A 16668-nucleotide genomic window follows, 5' to 3' on the forward strand; every position below is an offset into this window, starting at 1 on the left:
TGCAAAAAGCATCAGTCGAAATTGGTGCTGTCGGTCCATCCGGGATTCTGGGTCAGCAGTCCGCCCGTCAGCACGCGCTGGTCGGCCGGAATGGGCCACAGGTAGTCGCGTTCTTCGTTCCAGGTGTATTTCAGGGCGTTCCACGCCACGACGTAGCCGCGGTTGTCGGCGGCTTCGGAGAGGATGATGTCCGAGCCGATTTTCAGTACCGTCAGTCCGTCGGCCGGGGTGCTGGTCTGCTGTGTGGCGTAGAGTTCCAGATCGTTTTTGCCGTCGCCGTCCATGTCGTAAAGGCCCGGGCCGGGGAAGTAGATGCCGTGGTAGGGTGCCGTTTCGTTGACCATCTGCGCACCCTCTTTCCAGCGGAACATGTCCCACATGCGCTGGCCTTCCATGACCATCTCCACGGTGCGTTCGCGGCGGATTTCGAGAATTACGCCCGTGTTGGCGCTCTTCGTGACATTGGGGTAGCAGGCCAGGAGGAACGGATCGGGATTGGCGTTGGCGGCCTCCATGTCGAGTCCGCCCATGCCGGCGCGTTCGCGGATCTTGTCGATCGAAACGGTCAGGTCGTCCTGCGTCAGCGTGCCCAGCTCGGCCTTGGCTTCGGCATAGTTGAGATACACCTCCGCCGTGCGGAACAACGGCCAGTCGGACGTGCCTTTCGAGGCACCGCTGTGGGCCGCCGTCGAGACGAATTTGATCGGCTCGTAACCCGTCATCGCGGTCATGTCGTTCGGCGTGGCTGCGCTTTCGCCCTTGGCGACGTATCCCGGGCAGAGCACCGTTTGCGCCATGCGCGGATCGCGGCCTGCGGTCTCTTCGGTGTAGAACATCGTTTCGTGGCCCTCCTTTTCGGTGAAGCGCGAGCCGTCGGCCATCAGATAGTGGTTCATGAAACGGCGCGTGAAGCCCGTCGCCGCATTGCGGATGTTGAACTGTACGCTGTGGGCGAGGTTCAGCCCCTCGAAATTGTAGAGACGGGCCAGAATGACTTCGCTCTGCTTGGCGTCGTCGCTGCAAAAGAGGTCGCGGTAAGGCTCCGTGCCCTCCTTGTAGAGCGAGTATCCGCTTTCGGCGATGAACGTCGCCGCGGCGTCGGCGGCCTGTTGCAGGTATTTGTCGGCGTCGGGCAGGCCGCGGTACTTACGCCACGTGCCTTCGTAGAGTGCGGCGCGCGACTTGAAGGCCAGCGCCGCCCAGCGGGTCACGCGGGCTACGTCCTTGTCGCGCGGGAGCATGTCGATCGCGTCGTCGAGGTCGGACATCACGTGGTCCATGATGATGCCGCGATCCTCGCGGGGCTTTTTCAGCAACTCTTCCTCCTCGGAACCGATCACCGTGTCGTACCAGGGCACGTCGCCGTAACGGCGCACCTTCACGTAGTAGAAATAGGCGCGGAAGAAATAGGCCACGCCGTCGTATTTGGTGCGGGCCGCCTCGTCGGTGCAGTTGTGGGAGTTTTGCAGGTAATAGTTGATCTTGCGCAGGGAAGTCCAGGTCCAGCCGCTTTCGTCGGAGGCCATGCGGGTTCCCGAGATCACGTCGCCCATGCTCTTGTCCACCATGTCGTCGGCGTTGAGCCCCGAGGCACTGTCGGGGGAGTCGAGCAGCGTGTAGAACTGATTGGTCCACAGGCGGAGGTCCACTTCCGACTGGAAATAGGTCTGCGGGGTGACCTTGTCTTCGGGAATGAGGGTCAGGTCGCAGCCCGAGCAGGCGGCGCCCAGCAGCAGGGTCGCCAGTATTTTGTGCAGTGTTTTCATCTGTCGTTCTCTTTATGCGTTAGAAGCTGATATCGACGCCTACCGAGAGGGTTTTGGGATAGGCGTATCCCGTTCCGGAGTCCTTCTTGCTGGTGCTCGACGATCCGGCGAGTTCGGGGTCGATGGTCTTGTTGTGCCGTTTCAGCGGCGACCAGTAGCAGAGGTTCTCGCCCGAGAAATAGACGCGGGCGCGGTCGATGCCGATCTTGCGTGTGAGTTTCTGCGGCACGGTGTAGCCGACCGTGAGGTTTTTCAGCCGCAGGTAGGCGAGATTCTGGATGTAGCGGTCGTTCGTCTCGCCCAGCGAGCCACCGGCATAGGCGTTGTAGCCGCGCGGACGGGGGAAGTAGGCGTTGCGGTTGTCCTCGGACCAGCACTCCGAATAGAAATCCTTGTGGATGAACGACGTGGGCGGGAATGCGTAGGGGCCCCAGAAGTCGTAGGACGCCTGCCCGGCGGCCGGATACCAGTCGCGGCGCCCGATGCCCTGGAAAAAGGCCGATACGTCGAAGCCCATCCAGTTGAATCCCACGCGGAACGAGTAGTTGTAGCGCGGCAGCGAGTTGCCGATGATGCGCTTGTCGCCCGGATCGTCCACCGTGCCCGAGCCTTCGGAAATCACGTTGTCGCCGTCGAGGTCGGCGAAGCGCACGTCGCCCGCCCGAAGGTAGTTGCCGGCCGGGCCCTTGCACTGATACACGCGGTTGTTGACCGCCTTGTCGTCGATCCTGGCCTGGTATTCGGCCGCTTCGCGGTCGGTCTTGAACAGTCCTTCGACGTGATAGCCCCAGATTTCGCCCAGCGACTTGCCTACGTAGTGGTCCGAGATCAGCCGGTCGGGGTTGTGGTATTTGGTGATCTTGGTGATGTAGTCGCCCACCGAGGCCGATACGTTGTAGGAGAAGGGGCTTCCTGCCAGCTGGAATTCATCCTGCCAGCTCAGGGTGATCTCCCAGCCCTTGGTGCGCAGGTTGGCGCAGTTGGCCTTCGGGGTCTTGGCGCCGAAAACGTCGGGCAGGGTGAGCGAGGTGGTGAGCATGTCCTTCGTGTCGCGGATGTAGTAGTCGCCCGTGAAATTGAGACGGCCGTTGAGCACTCCCACGTCGAGTCCCACGTCGTAGGTGGTCACGGTCTCCCACGTAAGTCCCGACGACAGCGGATCGGAGACGTTGGCGTAATAAGCCTTTTCCAGTCCGTCGAAGGTGTAGCTCATCTGGTTGTCGGTGCTGATCTGCTCGATGTAGGCGTATTCGGATACCTGCTGGTTGCCCAGGCTGCCCACCGAAAGACGCAGTTTGAGGTTGTTCATTACGTCGCGTACGGGCTCGAAGAACGACTCTTCGCTGATGCGCCAGGCGGCCGACGCCGAGGGAAAGAATCCCCAGCGGTGGTCGGGCTCGAAGCGCGACGAACCGTCGCCGCGGGCGCTCGCCTCGAAGATGTAACGCCCTTCGTAGTCGTAGTTCACGCGGCCGAAGAATCCCAGCGTGCGGTAGGCCAGGATTTCCTGTGAGAGGGTGATGGGGCCCGTCGCCACGGTGAACGAGTCGATGTTGTCGCTCGACAGGTCGGTCTGCTTCACGTCGAGCGACGTGGAACGGTAATCCTCGTACTGGCCGCCGGCGGTGGCTTTGAAATGGTGGCCGCCCCACGAATTCTCGTAGGTGCCGTAGATGTTGACGTTGTGGCCCTTGTAGCCGTAGTGCACCTCGCGGTAGGAGTTCTCGACCGATCCCGAGGTGAAGGTCTCCATGACGCCCTCCTGACGCGAGTATTCGAATGTGTTGTTGCGGTATTTGTAGAGCCGGTCGCGCTGGCGGTAGTCATAGGCCGCCGTGAGGACGAGTTTTTTGGCGATCGTGATGTCGAACTGGTTCGAAAGCGTCAGGTAGCGGTTCTCTTTCGAGTTCTTCGAACGGTCGGCGGTCATCTGCCCGCCGCGGCCGGCGCCGATCGGGGAGTTCTTGCCCAGCTGGTTGACGTACTGGACGATCGAGCCGTCGGGATTGTAGGGGAGGAATGCGGCGCAGATGTTCGATTGCAGGGCGTTGATCGTTCCCTCGTAGTCGTAGTGTCCGCCGTATTTGTAGCCCGAAGTGTCGAAGCTGATGTTGTTCGAGTATTTCAGCCACGGGGTCATCTGGGCCGAGACCTTGGTGCGGAAAGCGTAGTCGGTGTACTTGTCCTTGTTGATGTTGAACATGCCGTACTGCTGGTAGAAGCGGCCGCTGGCGTAGTAGGTCACCTTGTCGGTTCCGCCCGAGAGCGAGAGGTTGTGCTCCTGCTGCGAACGCACGCGGTTGTAGAAATAGCCGTACCAGTCGAAATTGCCGTAATAGTAGTACTTGCCGTCGTCGCCCACTTCGACCCACGGTCGGTCGGGATGTTCCGTGCGGTCGTTGCGGCGGTCGTAGAGCTTTTGCAGGCCGCCGTTCTCCTCGGTGTAGCGGAAGATGTTCATCGTGCCGTCCGACGAGTCGTTCATAAACTGGTTGACGATGCGCACGTGGTCGTAACCCGTGTCGATGAAATCGGTCGAGGTGGTGTTGCTGGCCCAGCCGAAGCGGCCGTTGTAGGTGATGCGCGCGCGTTCGCCCTTCTTGCCCGCCTTGGTGGTGATGAGCACCACGCCGGCCGATGCCTTGGCGCCGTAGATGGCGCACGACGAGGCGTCTTTGAGCACCGACACCGATTCGATGTCGTTGGGGTTGATCTGGCTGAGGCTCACCTCCACGCCGTCGGCCAGCACGAGCGGCGAACCGCTGTTGAGCGAGATCGAACCGCGGATGTTGATGGCGTAGGACGATTCGGGGGAGCCCGTTCCGAAGGTGATGTTCACCGAGGGGTCGGCGCCTTGCAGGGCGTTGGCGGCCGAGACCACCGGACGGGCGTTGAGATCCTTGCCGCTGATGGTCGCCACGGCGCCCGAGAGGTTGGCCCGCCGCTGCGTGCCGTAGCCCACGACGACCACCTCGTCCATCAGGTTGTCCGACTCTTTCAGGACGATTTCAAGCGGAGAATTTCCCCCCCCCTCCTTGACTTCCACGATCTGGGATATGTAACCCAGGTAGGAGACGTTGAGCTTGGCGGGGAATTTCATGTCCGCCAGTTCGAAATCGCCGTCCACCCCCGTCAGCGTACCTTTCTGGGTGCCCACGACGGCCACCGTCGCGGCGATGATCGGCTGTCCTTTGATGTCGGTCACCCGTCCGCGCACGGTGTTCGGTGCGGCGGCCGGCTTGGACGCTGCCGAGGGTTGTTTCTTGGTGACGGAGATGCGGTGTCCGTCGATGGTGCAGGTCACCTCCTGCCCGGCGAATACCTGGTCGAGGACTTCGCGGATGGTGGCGTTTTTGGCCGAAACGGAGATGCGTTTGGTGAGGTCCACCTCGTCCGAACTGACGATGATGGAGTAATTTTCCGTACGGTTCAGCGTGGCTATGGCCTCCTGAACGGTTACGTTCTTCAATTCGAGGTTGATTCTCTTCGTCTGGGCGAAAACCCCGGCGGGGCTGAGCAACATACAGAGAATAACCAGATAGAGGAGTCTCGCAAAGCGAGTTCCCCGACGATTGCAGTCGTTTCCCATGATAGGTTTATTTAAGGTTCGAGTTTAAGGCGGGTATGCCGGGATCGGTGGCATCCGGGCGGGTCACAGAGAAGGAACAGAAAAAGGAGGGCGGTGGGGCGGTCAGTCTTTCATAGGCATTTCGGGTTTGTGTGTGAGGTTCGTTTTTCGGCGTAAAAGTTTAGCGGGATCGGTTCGACGAGAGGTAGATGACTCCGTCGCGGCGCAGAATCTGCATCTTGCGATCGGAATTGATGGCGGAAAGTATCTGGTCCAGATTCTCGTTGTTGGTGAAATAGGCGAAATAACGGGCTTGGGCGAGCGCTTCGTCGAGGATGACGATGTGCGTGCCGAACAGCCGTTCGAGGTCCGAAGCGATGTCGCGCATGCGCAGGTTGAAGAAATGGATGGCCCGGTCGTCGGCGAAGGACTTGAAATGTCCGGGCTGGAACGTCGTGAGGTCGATGTCGCCCGTGGCGCGGTCGTACTGCACCATGTCGCCGGGCTTCATCGTCAGCTGTTGTTTGCGCGTCGGGGCGTCGATGTCGAACCGGACGGAGCCTTCGACCAGCAACACCTCGATACAGTCGGTATTCGCGTAGGACTTGAAGTTGAAGCGGGTTCCCAGAACGCGGATGCCGACTTCGCCCGACTGAATGATGAAGGGTTTGCGGGGATCTTTCGCCACGTCGGCGAATATCTCGCCTTCGACGAAAATCCGGCGCTCCTTGCCCGTGAAAGCCGACGGATAGGTGATGCGGCTGCCGGAGTTCAGGTGCAGTTGCGTGCCGTCGGGAAGTGTCAGGGAGGCCATTTCGCCGTACGGAACCTGCTGTTCGAGCCATTCCGCCTCCGGCTTGCGGTCGGCGTAGAGCAGCCAGACGGCGCACAGGAGCGGAACGACGAGCACGGCGGCGATCCTCTGGCTCCAGGCGACGATACGCGCACGGCGCGAAGGTGCGGACGGCTGCCCTCCGGCGATCCCGAGCCGGTGGGCGACGCGCCCGAAAGCCGCACGGGCCGCTGCGTCGTCGTCGATGTGCAGGCTGTCGAAAAGTTCGGCCAGCTGTGCTTCCGAATCCGGGCTGTCCCCGTGCTCGGCGAGCCACATCTGGACTTCGAGCTGCTCCTGCGCGGAGAGTTCATTGTCGAAATATTCGTTTAATTTGGTCATAGGTCCTTTTTCTCTGTTCGCCGCCGGATGCGGAGCCTCGCTCCGGTCATCCTGCTGTATAAAGAACAACCGAACGGCCCCAGTTGCGTAACCGGAACTGCAAAAAAAATCGAAAAAAACGGAAAAATCAACAGAGCGAGCTGTGGAGGTCTTTCAGCGCCAGTTCGATGTGCTTATCGACGGTGCGCACCGAGAGCCCCAGCCGTTCGGCGATCTCGCGGTTGGAGAGGTGTTCGTAGCGGCTCATGCGGAAGATCAGTTGTCGCTGGGGCGGCATTTTCGAGATGCCCTGCATCAGCAGCGCGTTCAGCTCCGTATAATTGTATTGTTCCTCGGCCGAGGCTCCGCGGTCCGCCACGTCGCGGTCGCTGAGCTGAGGCAGCAGCGAGAGCATGGTGGTGCGCTTGGCCTTGAAGATGTTGTATATCTCGTGCTTGGCCAGCACGAAGAGGTAGTTTTTGACCGACTGCGTGCTGTCGAGCTTTTCGCGGTGTATCCAGAGCTTCATGAAAATATTCTGGGCGATGTCCTCGGACATGTGGTCGTCTTTGAGCATGCCGCGGATGAAGTGCAGGAGCGTGGGGTAGTAGCGCACGAAGAGTTGTTCATAGGCGCCGACATCGCCCCGAATGATCGCGGAGATCAATTCGCTGTCGTTTTGCTGTCTGCCGAAAGTGAATTTCATGGACGTTTGTCTGGGTTTGCGTACGTGCCGTGCGGCGGCCTGCGGTTCAAAGATAAGAAAGTTTTTCACAAAGACGGAATACTTTCCTGTGACAAAATCGTAAAAAAACGGCCGGCATCGTAAAAAAATGCCGGCCCGGCGGATTTATCTCACTGTCCGTAACGCTGTTATGGGAACTATGCCTTTTTGCCGGCTCCGCTTTCGAGGATCGAGACGATGGAGTAGAGCGTGAAGCAGATGGCCCCGAAGCCTGCCAATACGCGTGCAGGGACGAAAAATTTGGCGTGGAAGAGGGCCTCTTCGTAGAGGAACGCCGCGAGGAACAGGCACGTCAGAGCCGTCAGCACGGGGATGATCGGGATGCGGTTGGCCAACGGGAAATCGGCGTGCCAGATCTTCGCCAGCAGGATCACCTTGCTCGAGATGCTCCAACAGATCAGCGCCAGGCCGATCAGCACGAATCCCACGAAATTGATCGTTTCGCCCCGGAGTGCGAATATCAGGATCAGCCCCAGCACGAAAGCCAGCGATCCCATCGTCAGCACGAGTCCCATCCATTTGCGCTTCTCGGCCATCGTATAACTGCCGCGGGCCTGCCGGGCGATGCTGGCGACCAACGCGATGAGCGACGTGCAGACGCAGGCGATGCCGAACATCACGCTGCCCGCGACGATGTGTGCCGGGAGCGTTCCGAACACGTAGAGCAGGATGCACCAGACCCAGGCTACGGCGGCGACGGCCGAGACGATGAAGATCAGCAGCGACGACTGCGCCCGGGTGAATCCGGCGGTGTTGACCGAAAAGGTGTCGTCGGCGGAGTTCTTGGGGATCAGGCTGAACCGTGTCGATGAGGTCGCCGCCGTGGCCACGCAGGCCGTGATGAGTCCCAGTCCGCAGACGACGTGTCCGGTGACGAGTGCTCCGGTCCATTGCGACGAGAGGATGAAGGCGCCGCTGACGAGCGTCAGCAGGGCGAACGTGTATCCGATTGCCGGAAAAAGGTATTTCGCGGCAGCGGTGTAAGTGCCGATGATCTGGCGGATGATCGTCGCCGCGGTGCAGTAGAGCGCGACGCAGATCGCCCCGAGGTAGAAGACGACGGGACCTGCCGTGAGGCGCGCCGTGTCGGTCCCGGCCGAAAAGATATAGGCCCCGTATGCGAAGCAGAAGGCGGCCATTGCGAGCGGAATGGCCCGGAAAAGAATGCTTATACCGTGATTCATAGCGATAAAGTTTTCCGGAGCCCTTGCAAATCCCGCACCAAGTCTCGGCAAAACCGCAAACATCGTTTGCATTCGCCCTCGGCTTGCACTATCCTTATCGGGGAAGTGCGTCCGATTTAGACAGGCTGCGCCTCGGCAAAACCGCAAACGTTGTTTGCATTTGCTCTCGGCTTGCACTATCTTTGCGGCATGAAAAACATCGTTTTCGATCTGGGCGGCGTGCTGTTCGCCCGCGATAAAAGCAAGTGCACTCCCGAACTGCTCGAATTTTTCAGCTTCCTCCGCGCTCCGCGGATGCCGTTCTTCTGGGAGGAGTACGACCGCGGCACCTCGACGCTGGACGAAGTGACCGCCACGATCAGCCGAATGACCGGGCGTTCCGTGGAGACCTGCTCCGCCGTCCTGCAACTGGCCATCGACCTGCAAGAACCCGTGAAACCCACCGAACGCCTCGTCCGTGACCTGAAAGCGGCGGGGTATAAGCTCTATGTGCTTTCGAACATGTCGCGCGAGTTCATCGACTTCCTGCGCCGCTTCCCCGTCTACGGGCTTTTCGACGGCGAGGTCGTTTCGTGCGAGGAGCACACCGTGAAGCCCGAACCGCGCATCTACGAGATTCTGCTCGAACGCTACGGCCTGAAGCCTTCGGAAACGCTCTTCATCGACGACCGCGAAGCCAATATCGAAGCGGCCGCGGCCCTCGGCATCCACGGTTTCCTCTTCGATCACCGCGATCCCGCTTCTGCGTGCGAGGCCCTGCGGAGCCGGCTGCTGTAATCGGACGTAATAAACAAGGAGGGCAGGTGAAAACCTGCCCTCCTTTGTCGTATGCGGTCCCGAAGGATCAGTTGAAGGTGTAGCGGATGCTGAACATCGCCGACCAGGTCGATACCGTGCTGGCATACTTCGACCATTTGGGTGCGGTGAACGTGTAGTTGCTGCCGTCCCATGCCAGGATCGAACTGGAGTTCATGCGCTTGATGTTACCCCAGTCGCGGTTGAGCATATTGGCCAGGTTGGTGACATCGAGGCCGAGGGAGATCGTGTTGCGCTTGCCTTTGACGTTGATGTAGAAATCCTGCGAGAAGCGGAAATTCAGCGTGTGATACCACGGCATCACAGCCCCCCCCCGCTTGGAGTACTCGCCGACGTGCTCGGACAGGTAGCTGTCTTTCTGGATGAAGTTCCAGAACGCCTCCTTGTTCTCGTCGCTCGTGAACGGCATGTCGTCGAGTTCCGAACGGGTCGGGATATAGAGCAGGTTCACGGCACCGCCGTCACCCGTTACGGCGTTCTGATATTTGCCGCTCTGCACGTACATCGTATAGGAGTAGCGCGAATAGGAGTAGCTGCCGATGTAGCCGAGCTGGCTGGCCTCGTAGTAAAGACCGAAATTCGAAGCGCCGTTTTTGTTGGCGAGGCGGTAGCCTACGTTGAGCAGGATACGGTGGGGCGATACGTAGGATGCGAATCCGGTTTCGGGTACGTTCGAACCGTTCTTGTTGAACGTGTTGGTGCTGAATGCCGAGGTTACCTGGTCGCCGATACCGTCGATCACGTTCTTGGCGCTCGAATAGGTGTAGGCCGCCATTACCGACAGACCGAAGCCCCACGTCTTCGACAGCTGCGCCGAGATCGAAGCATAGTATCCGTCCACGTCGTCGGTATTGGTGATCAGATAGGGGTTGATGGCCTTACCCTCTTTGTTCTTGATATTCTGGCTATTCCAGTAGACGCGCGCTTCGGGCTCGCCCGGGAGCTGGATGCCGCCCTCTTTCTCGACCATGCCGAGTTTCTTGACAGTCACCGAATTGATGTCCTTGTTATAGATACCCTCGATATTGAGGTTGACATCGCCCGGCAGTTTGAGGTCCAGAGCCAGCGAGGTTTTCCACGTCGAAGGCATTTTGAGCTTTTTGTCCAGAATGGTCGGCTGCGTGTTGGCTGCCAGGTCCTGTTTCTGATAGGTTCCGCCGTATACGTCTTTCAACATGTCGCCGACATTGGTATGGAACGAAGGCATCTTATTTTCTCCGACCTCGCTTTTGTAAAGCGTCAGACCGTTCTGGATGCAGTTGCTGTTTCCGGCAACAGATACGAGCCATACGAACGGCAGGCGGCCGGTGAAGATGCCCGTGCCTCCGCGGAGGATGTATTTGCGCTCGCCGGTCATGTCCCAGTTGAAGCCTACGCGGGGAGCCACCGAAAGACGTGCCTTGGGCATGTCCGAGGTCTTGTAGCCGCCGTAGTCGGCGAAAGCCTGCGTGAAGTCCTTGTTCTCGTTGTCGGAGATCGACGGATAGACCGGAACTTCGAAGCGCAGTCCGACCGTAGCCTTGAAACGCTCGCTGAAATTGATCTCGTCTTGCAGGTAGATCGAATACTGCATGTAGGTAAACTGGGGAAATGCCTGCGAGAGTGCGTCATTGTTGCCGTGGGCGATACGGAACGCCAGCGGCTTTTTGTTGTTTTTGAAATCGTCCCAGCTTTCGTATACATAGTATCCTGCGCCGCCTTGCAGATAGCCGTTCGTCGTCAGATTATGCTCGAATTGCAGACCGGCCACCAGATGATTCTTGCCGATGGTGTAGCCGATTTCGTCGGTCACGATGTGGGTCGATACTTCGCGGAGGTTGCCCTCGGTGAAGGGATCGAGACCGAACGAAGCGTACAGGGCGCTGACGCCTTTGTCCGTAGGCTCCAGAATATCCACTGTCGGGAAGATGCCGCCGTCGTAGCTGCGCGGCTCGTACTGATGCGAATAGGTGTAGCGCAGCGTGTTGGTCAGACGGCTGTCGAGGAAGCGCGAGTTCAGTTCGGCGGCTACCGACGTGAAATTCTGCTCCTGATAATAGCGCGAATTCTGGAAATACATGGCGTAGTTCGAGGTACGGCCGTAAGTGTCTTTGTCGTATGTATATTTGGCGTTGAGCGGGGAGATCGACGACGACGGGGCCGACGAATACTTGTTCTGGGTGCGGCTGAAGCGTACGTTGAGCGCGTGGTTGCGGTTGATGTTCCAGTCCACGCGGGCCATGAGCTTGTAGCCGGGAGTTTTCACCGAGTAGTTCTGATAAGCGCCGGGGTTGTAGCCGTAGGTGTCGATCAGGAACTGGCTCATCTCGTCGAGTTTCGAAGCCGTCGGACGGTTGTACTGCGTATTGCCGCCGAATTCTCCGGTGTCGTTGGTCCGGGCCAGACGCGAGTTGCCCGGGGTGGTGTTCCACTCGCGTTCGAAGTTGGCGAACACGAAGAGCTTGTTCTTGATGATCGGGGCGCCGATGCTGAATCCGAGCGTGTTGTCGCGCATCTCGCTCAGCGACAGCTTGCCGCCGTCGTACTTGTCGCCCTGAAGCTGGTCGCTCTTGGAATAGAGGTATGCCGATACTTTCAGGTCGTTGGTGCCCGACTTGGTGACGGCGTTGATGGCGCCGCCCGTGAAGCCGCTCTGGCGTACGTCGAAGGGAGTTACCGATACCGATACCTGCTCCAATGCGTCGAGCGAGATGGGCGATCCGCCTGCGGGCAGGTTGCCGCCGATGCCGAACATGTTGTTGAAGGCGGCACCGTCCACCGTCACGTACGACTGGCGGTAGTTGCCGCCGCCGATGGCCAGGCCCGACGTGGTGGACGAAGCCTGCGGCGTGAGTTTCATGATGTCGTTCATGCTGCGGTTCACCGTAGGCATCAGTTCGATCTGCTCGTTGGAGATGCTGGTGACGGCGCCCGCACGGTTGACATTCATCGAGCTGTTCTTGCCGTCGGCCTTGATGATCACGGCTTCGAGCTCCTGGCTGTCTTTGAGGAATGCGTCGCGCTTGAGGGTCTGGCCCAGCGACAGCATCAGTCCCGGGAACTCGACCGACTGGTAGCCCACGAACGAGAAGGTCACCGAGTAGGGACCTCCCGTGCGCAGGCCCTGCAAGTTGTAGTTACCGTTCTTGTCGGTCACCGCGCCGTACTGGGTGCCCGAAGGGGTGTGGACGGCGATGACCGTGGCGCCGACGAGCGGCTGTCCGTTCTGGTCAACCACCGTACCGTTCATTCCCGATGTCGTCACCTGCGCGTTCGCGGCGCAACAGGCGAAAATCGAGAGCATGAGTAGAAAAAGTTTCTTCATACGCTTGTGAGTTTAATGGATAATTGGAAAGGGTTGTTTGTTTTTTATCGTTCGTAAAAGCATCGAGGGACATCCCCTTCGACAGGAATATCCCTCTTTATTCTTCATTCTACACGGTATGATACCGCCGCTTTCGCCACATGGAACCCATATTGCGATGGTACCCGGATTTATGACAGACCGATACCCGGACGATGCCAACCATAATTTTCATGGCACAAATATAAATCAAATATTTATGCGCCGCAATAGAATATCGGGATTTTTATTGGACAATGTTTCAACAATTTGCAGAACCGGCCCCGGAGGCTTGCGGCACGTTACTTGCGTCGGGGCGAAGTATGCTTTCGATCCGGGAAAAATACTGGCATTACTCGCTTTTCGTCCTGATCGTCGGGTTGGGCGTGACGATCTTCGTCGAGCTGACACCCTTTCTGGGGGGCCTGCTGGGAGCCGTCACCATCTACGTGCTGCTGCGGCGGCAGATGTGGTTCCTGAGCGAACGGCGGCGCTGGAGGCGGAGCCTTGCGGCTTCGCTGCTGCTGGGCGAAGCGGTGCTCTTCTTCCTGATCCCGATCAGCCTGATCGTCTGGATGGTCGTTGACCGGATTCAGGGTGTCACGCTCGATCCCGATTCGATCCTGACGCCCGTGAAGCATGTCGCCGGGCTGATCCGCGAAAAGACGGGCTACGATGCGCTCCAAGAAGGCAATGTCCGGTCGCTCATGGCCTTCATCCCCCGGATGGGGCAGTGGATCGTCGGCGGCCTTTTCGACTTCGCCGTCAATGTCGTCGTGCTGCTGTTCGTGCTCTACTTCATGCTCATCGGCGGCCTGCGCATGGAGACTTACTGCCGCGAACTCCTGCCTTTCAACCGCCGCACGGCGCGCAGCGCGATGCGCGAGATACACATGATCGTCCGTTCGAACGCCATCGTCATTCCGCTGCTGGCCGTCTCCCAGGGCGTCGTGGCCTATGTCGGCTATTTGGTCTTCGGGGTTTCCTCGCCGCTTTTCTGGGGTGTGCTGACCTGCTTCTCGACGATCCTCCCCATCGTCGGCACGGCGCTCGTGTGGCTGCCGCTGGCACTCTACATGGGACTCGACGGCAACTGGGGCGCGGGGATCGGGCTGGCGATGTACGGCGGGCTGGTGGTCACGCAGATCGACAACCTCGTGCGGATGGTCATGCAGAAGAAGATGGCCGACACGCATCCGCTCGTCACCATCTTCGGAGTCTTCATCGGATTGTCGCTTTTCGGGTTCATGGGCGTCATCTTCGGGCCGCTGATGCTGGCGATGTTCATTTTCTGCGTCAATATCTTCAAGCGCACGTATCTCGACCGCAGGTCCGACCGAGAGCTTTCCGCTCCGGACGACGGCCCGGAACATCGGGGTGGTTTCTCGGATGTTTCGTCTCGGTGAGCGGGCGAATATGCCGGTTCCGTTGAAAATTTTCCGGAAAATGATTGCATATTCATAAGGGTTTATTACCTTTGTTATTGAAATAACAAAGGATTCATGCCAAGAACCCTTATAAATCAATAAAATACAAAAATGGCGAGAAATCTCAAAATCAGAGACCTTACGTTGCGCGACGGCCAGCAGTCGTCGTTCGCGACCCGTATGAACCAGGAGCAGATCGACCGCTGTCTGCCGTTCTACAAAGATGCCAATTTCTATGCTATGGAGGTCTGGGGCGGCGCCGTACCCGATTCGGTGATGCGTTATCTCAACGAGAATCCCTGGACGCGCCTCGAAACGATCTACAAGGCGGTGGGCGATGTCTCGAAACTCACGGCTCTTTCGCGGGGCCGCAACCTGTTCGGCTACTCGCCCTATACGGACGAAATCATCGACGGCTTCTGCCGCAATTCGATTCAGAGCGGCCTGGGGATCATGCGTATTTTCGACGCCCTGAACGATGTCGATAACGTGAAATCGACGGTCAAATACGTCAAGCAGTACGGCGGCATCGCCGACTGTGCGGTTTGCTACACGGTCGATCCGAAATACCCCGAACTGGGCTTCTGGGCCAAGTTGACGGGCAAATCGAATCCCAAGCCGGTCTTCACCGACGCCTATTTCCTCGACAAGGCCAGGCAGATGGCCGCGCTGGGCGCCGACATGATCACCATCAAGGACATGTCGGGACTCATCCCGCCGCGCCGCGTCGCCACGCTCGTGCGGTTGTTCAAGAAGAACCTTTCGATTCCCGTCGATTTCCATACCCATTGCACCCCGGGCTACGGACTGGCCTCGGTGCTCTCGGCCATCATCGCCGGAGTGGATGTCGTGGACACCAACTGTTGGTATTTCGCCGAGGGCACCGGAGCTCCGGCCATCGAATTGATCCACGTCTTCTGCAAGAAGCTGGGTATCGAGACGGGCGTCAATATGGAGGCCGTCGCCAAGATCAACACCCAGCTGCGCGACATCCGCAAGGAGCTCAACCAGTCGGTGTTCGGCGTCGAGAAACCCGAACCCAAGGCGTTCAATCCGCTGACCGACACGCTGCCCGACGAGATCGACGCACTGTTCGACAAGGCTATCGCCGCCGCCCAGCGCGACGACGAGGACGCCACGCTCGACGCCTGCCGCAAGATCGAGGCTTACTTCGGCTTCCCGGCTCCCAACGAGCTGGTCCAGAAGGCCGAGATTCCCGGCGGCATGTATTCGAACATGGTCGCCCAGCTCAAACAGCTCAAGGCCGAGGAGATTCTTCCCCGTGCTATGGAGCTGATCCCGACGGTACGCCTGGCCGCTGGCCTGCCGCCGCTGGTGACCCCGACTTCGCAGATCGTGGGCGCCCAGGCCGTCAACTGCGCCCTCGACGAGAAGGCCGGACGACCGATGTACTCCAACAAGTCGTCGCAGTTCGTGGGGCTGGTCAAGGGCGAATACGGCAAAACGCCGGTGAAGGTCGATCCCGAATTCCGCTTCAAGATCTGCGGTGTTCGCGAAGAGACGCCCTACGACACGTCGAAATACCAGATGCAGCCCAATCCCGAACTGCCCGAGGCCGGCGGTGTGAAGCTCGCGGCCGACGAGAAGGAGGTGCTGTTGCTCGAACTCTTCCCGCTCGTGGCCAAGACGTTCCTTACCAATATGAAAGTGAAGGCTTACGAGGCTTCGAAGCCTGCCGAACCCGCCGTGAAGGCCGAGGAGAAGCCCGCTGAAGCGGCGAAGGCCGTGATTACGGGCAACACCGTGACGGCTCCGCTGCCGGGGCGCGTGATCGAACTCAAAGTGAAAGTGGGGGATACGGTCAAGGCGAACGACGAGGTTCTCGTGCTCGAAGCCATGAAGATGGAGAACTCCATCACGACCGATTATGCAGGTACGGTGAAGCAGATTCTGGTCGCCGAAGGCCAGACGGTCGCCACCGATGCCGTGCTGATGGAGATTGAATAAGCTCTCTCCGCTTTTTGTGCGTATTTTTCCGTCCGCAGCGCCCGAATGCGTTGCGGACGGAATTTTTTGCGCCTCTTGCTGCTCTATTCCCGCTGCAAGGGCGTTCCGTCCATCCGGTCGGTGTAGAGGATGCCGTCGAGGTGATCGACCTCGTGCTGGAAAATGACGGCCGTGAAGCCTCCGATGCGCTCCGTCCGTTCGGCGAACTGTTCGTCGCGGTAGCGCAGCACGATCTGCTGCGCGCGCGTCACTTCGCCGTAGCAGCCGGGAATCGAGAGGCATCCCTCGCGTCCCGGAGCCGTTTCCGCAGAGTATTCGATGATTTCCGGATTCAGATAGATTTCGAAAGGCTCTCCCGGCTTGTCGAACCGCTGTACGGCGATCATCCGCCGCAGGATGCCCACCTGCGGGGCGGCTATCCCTACGCCGGTGTTCTCCGGGTCCCGTACCGTGGCGAGCATCCGGCGGCGCAGCGTTTCGTAGTCGTCCGAACGCTCCATGCCCTCGGCCATCGGGGCCGATTTGCGGCGGAGCGTCAGCGAATCGCTGCGGTCGGTGACCGTCAGTACGCGCATGATTCCGCCGTCTCCGGCATTTATGATCTCTTTCTCGGCGCTTTTGAATTTTTGCGAGCACCCTGCGAGCGCGAGTCCGGCGGCCGTGCCCAGACAGATTCTGCATAGTGTTTTCATGATGCAAATATAAAAAAGAAAACCGGA

General features: G+C 59.2%; 10 protein-coding genes. 3 read left to right on the forward strand and 7 right to left on the reverse strand.

The window, feature by feature from the left end; translation table 11 throughout:
* Positions 1–11 precede the first annotated feature (11 nt).
* The 5 genes from NQ519_RS14330 to NQ519_RS14350 all read right to left on the reverse strand — a co-directional run bounded on the left by NQ519_RS14330 (position 12) and on the right by NQ519_RS14350 (position 8416).
* Positions 12–1766 carry a RagB/SusD family nutrient uptake outer membrane protein gene (locus tag NQ519_RS14330; protein WP_019150472.1) on the reverse strand — a complete coding sequence of 585 codons (1755 nt, stop codon included), beginning with the start codon at positions 1764–1766 and terminating at the stop codon, positions 12–14.
* A gap of 19 nt (positions 1767–1785) precedes the next feature.
* Positions 1786–5289, reverse strand: coding sequence for a TonB-dependent receptor (locus tag NQ519_RS14335; RefSeq protein ID WP_227901083.1), 3504 nt, complete (start codon positions 5287–5289; stop codon positions 1786–1788).
* 226 nt (positions 5290–5515) lie between these two features.
* Positions 5516–6508, reverse strand: a complete 993-nt coding sequence (locus NQ519_RS14340; protein ID WP_026076462.1) for a FecR family protein — start codon at positions 6506–6508, stop codon at positions 5516–5518.
* Positions 6509–6635: 127 nt separating this feature from the next.
* A complete protein-coding gene (locus NQ519_RS14345; protein ID WP_019150468.1) occupies positions 6636–7193 on the reverse strand; it encodes an RNA polymerase sigma-70 factor in 558 nt (185 codons plus the stop codon).
* Between the two features lie 176 nt (positions 7194–7369).
* The gene (locus NQ519_RS14350; protein WP_019150467.1) at positions 7370–8416 is read right to left on the reverse strand and encodes a DUF2776 family protein; all 1047 of its coding nucleotides are present in this window, start codon (positions 8414–8416) and stop codon (positions 7370–7372) included.
* A gap of 189 nt (positions 8417–8605) precedes the next feature.
* On the opposite strand from NQ519_RS14350, the gene NQ519_RS14355 reads away from it, so the two are divergent.
* Complete coding sequence (locus NQ519_RS14355) at positions 8606–9193, forward strand: HAD family hydrolase (protein ID WP_019150466.1); 588 nt, start codon at positions 8606–8608, stop codon at positions 9191–9193.
* A 67-nt stretch (positions 9194–9260) separates the two neighbouring features.
* Here the strand turns inward: NQ519_RS14355 and NQ519_RS14360 are convergent, their stop codons facing one another.
* Positions 9261–12536 carry a TonB-dependent receptor gene (locus NQ519_RS14360; RefSeq protein ID WP_044118611.1) on the reverse strand — a complete coding sequence of 1092 codons (3276 nt, stop codon included), beginning with the start codon at positions 12534–12536 and terminating at the stop codon, positions 9261–9263.
* Positions 12537–12877: 341 nt separating this feature from the next.
* Between NQ519_RS14360 and NQ519_RS14365 the strand changes: the two genes are divergently transcribed.
* On the forward strand, positions 12878–13960 hold the full coding sequence (locus NQ519_RS14365; RefSeq protein WP_019150464.1) for an AI-2E family transporter: 1083 nt from the start codon (positions 12878–12880) through the stop codon (positions 13958–13960).
* A 132-nt stretch (positions 13961–14092) separates the two neighbouring features.
* A complete protein-coding gene (locus NQ519_RS14370) occupies positions 14093–15949 on the forward strand; it encodes a biotin/lipoyl-containing protein (RefSeq protein ID WP_026076461.1) in 1857 nt (618 codons plus the stop codon).
* An 83-nt stretch (positions 15950–16032) separates the two neighbouring features.
* Here NQ519_RS14370 and def read toward each other — a convergent pair whose 3' ends face one another.
* A complete protein-coding gene (gene def / locus NQ519_RS14375; RefSeq protein ID WP_019150462.1) occupies positions 16033–16641 on the reverse strand; it encodes a peptide deformylase in 609 nt (202 codons plus the stop codon).
* Positions 16642–16668: the final 27 nt, after the last annotated feature.

The sequence above is a fragment of the Alistipes senegalensis JC50 genome (assembly GCF_025145645.1).
Taxonomy (GTDB): Bacteria; Bacteroidota; Bacteroidia; order Bacteroidales; family Rikenellaceae; genus Alistipes; species Alistipes senegalensis.